The sequence below is a fragment of the Vibrio sp. SG41-7 genome (assembly GCF_014164465.1).
Classification (GTDB): Bacteria; Pseudomonadota; Gammaproteobacteria; order Enterobacterales; family Vibrionaceae; genus Vibrio; species Vibrio splendidus.
Genome location: NZ_JACJFF010000258.1, coordinates 1 through 2,084, shown reverse-complemented (window position 1 = coordinate 2,084; position 2,084 = coordinate 1). Strand labels below are relative to the sequence as shown.

Below are 2,084 nucleotides of genomic sequence, written 5' to 3'. Positions count from 1 at the left end.
TTTTTGCGTAGCCAAGCTTCAATAACTTCTTCCAAATGTCGTTTGATTCAGAATCTAGAGGCAGTTGAAGCGTGCCTTTCGACAAGGTTGTTCGCCCCGTAATCTCATAGATAGTTTGCACCGCTTTGCTGTACTGCTTTTCTTCAACGTGTCGACAAAATTGAATATTCAACTTTTTGGTATTCAATTGCTGGCGTGCGACAAAATAACGCTTTAAATCAATAAAATGCTTTCCGATTAGGCGAGCAATCGCAGCAAGGAATATTCCCGCAATGACCAAGTAATACCAATATTGGCTTAGCCAATTCGATAAGGTTTGAGCCCCGTCGCTCGATCCTAAAGTGTTGCTTAGTGAGTCTAATAACTTCGCGTCACCGACTTGAAGCGTTTGCTGCTTAACAGTCAATGATTCCAGCTGATTGGTCTTTGTGTTCCACCATGTCATGGTCTGTTTTGGTAAGACGACTTTCCCTTGTTCTTGAAGAATTAACGTTACCTGTTGTTTGAGTGTCGCGGTATTGCTCTTATTCAGGCGATTAAATACGTTTTCTTTGACTGCTGGTTTGCGATACAACTCAACGCCAGATATGTCTGGTATGTTGATCTCAGGCAGCAACATCATGTGTGAATTTGCCACGCTCAATGTATACGTTGCAGTGACAGCGTGGCCAACTTCGAACTCGTCGGTTAACGGACGATCAGTTGATATTGAAAGTTCAGCATTTGGGCTAACAATCAACGCGTCAGTATCAATGTTGCTTACGGGTATTTTGGATGTAAAGTTAATGGGTTGCGATTGAATTGCCCCTTCAACAACGTTTTCGCTGGTAAGCTCTACACTAACGGGAATCTTCAATTCAGGGACGGTAAACTCGCCAGTTTGCATTGGGTACAAGTAGTAACGTGCTTTTTGTGTAAACCACTTAATGCCTTCAATTGTGCGTGCTGAACGAGCGACTTTCTGCTCATCTTTCTTTACGACCGTGTTGGGTATATCTAAGTAAGGTAATGCCAACTCTTCTTGAAAGGGGCGGGTACTCAATACTTCAACGTCGAGTGCGACTTGTTGTTTCACAGCGACATCTTGAGTTTTAATTTCAACGTTTAGCTTCAACTCACCGTCACTGACGAGCTGGTCTAGGTTAGTAGCATTGGCAGGCATTGAAATTAAAAGCACCATCGCGGATAAGACAGCAAACCAACATTTCAGAAGGTCGAATGCTCGGATTGTCGATTTAGTTTTGTTCATTGCTGTATTCCTGCTGAAATTTTTGTCTTAGAAACTTAGATGGATTTTGTCTGACCTGTTTTAGCCAAATTTGGTCAGAGATCACGAGCTCCTTCTGACTCCCTTCTTTTGGTTCGTCGTCGACTAATTTCCTATCATCAATGACTTTTTCTGAATCTTGTTTTGTCGGTGGTGTGTTCTTAATCTTCTCTATCGCCGCTTCCACAACGGCGAGGTTGTTGGTCGCTTGTTCTGAATACTTTTCGTTGTTCAACAGTTCGTTGTAAAGCGCCGTGGCTTTATCAAATTGAGCTGTATGAGCGTAGCTGTTCGCAACGATTAACTTAGCGAAATCAGTCAACGTTGTCGGTTCGCCACCTTGTTCACTTTTTTGTGGGCTTAATAGGTCAATCGCGCCAAGGAAATCACCTGACAAATAACGACTGTAAGCTTTCCATGTTGGATCATCGAACAGAGCGGCACTTTGCGCGTAGTTGCCTTGCTTGAACTCGACATAAGCGTGTTGATCGCTAGATAGCCAAAAATCAAAAAATGAGTGCTTATCGGAAATTCCCCAAATCAGATTTCCTGCAGTAAGCATAAGCAACAAGTGCGTTGGCTTAAGTTTGGATAACCAAGCTAAACGACTGGATTGGTTCTGAGTCGAAGTCGTTGGCTTCGTCAGATTATCAATCTTTTGATTGATTACCTTTGGATTCACTACCTGTTTATTATGGCTCTTCGACGTTTTGTGTGGATTTGGGTTAAAATATGCACCTCCTAAATAGGCTCCAATACAAGGTCCAGCCACATTGAATTCTTCTGATATTTTTATGCTCGGGTTGGGGCTGCAAGC

The 2,084-nt window shown here is 42.8% G+C and carries 2 protein-coding genes; both read right to left on the bottom strand.

Annotated elements, in window-relative coordinates:
• Positions 1 to 1,249, bottom strand: a 1,249-nt coding sequence (locus tag H5300_RS26420) for a BatD family protein (protein WP_182797332.1), incomplete at its 3' end; no start/stop codon positions are given.
• Positions 1,236 to 1,949 carry a hypothetical protein gene (locus tag H5300_RS26415; RefSeq protein ID WP_182797331.1) on the bottom strand — a complete coding sequence of 238 codons (714 nt, stop codon included), beginning with the start codon at positions 1,947 to 1,949 and terminating at the stop codon, positions 1,236 to 1,238. The genes H5300_RS26415 and H5300_RS26420, both read right to left, overlap by 14 nt.
• Positions 1,950 to 2,084 lie beyond the last annotated feature (135 nt).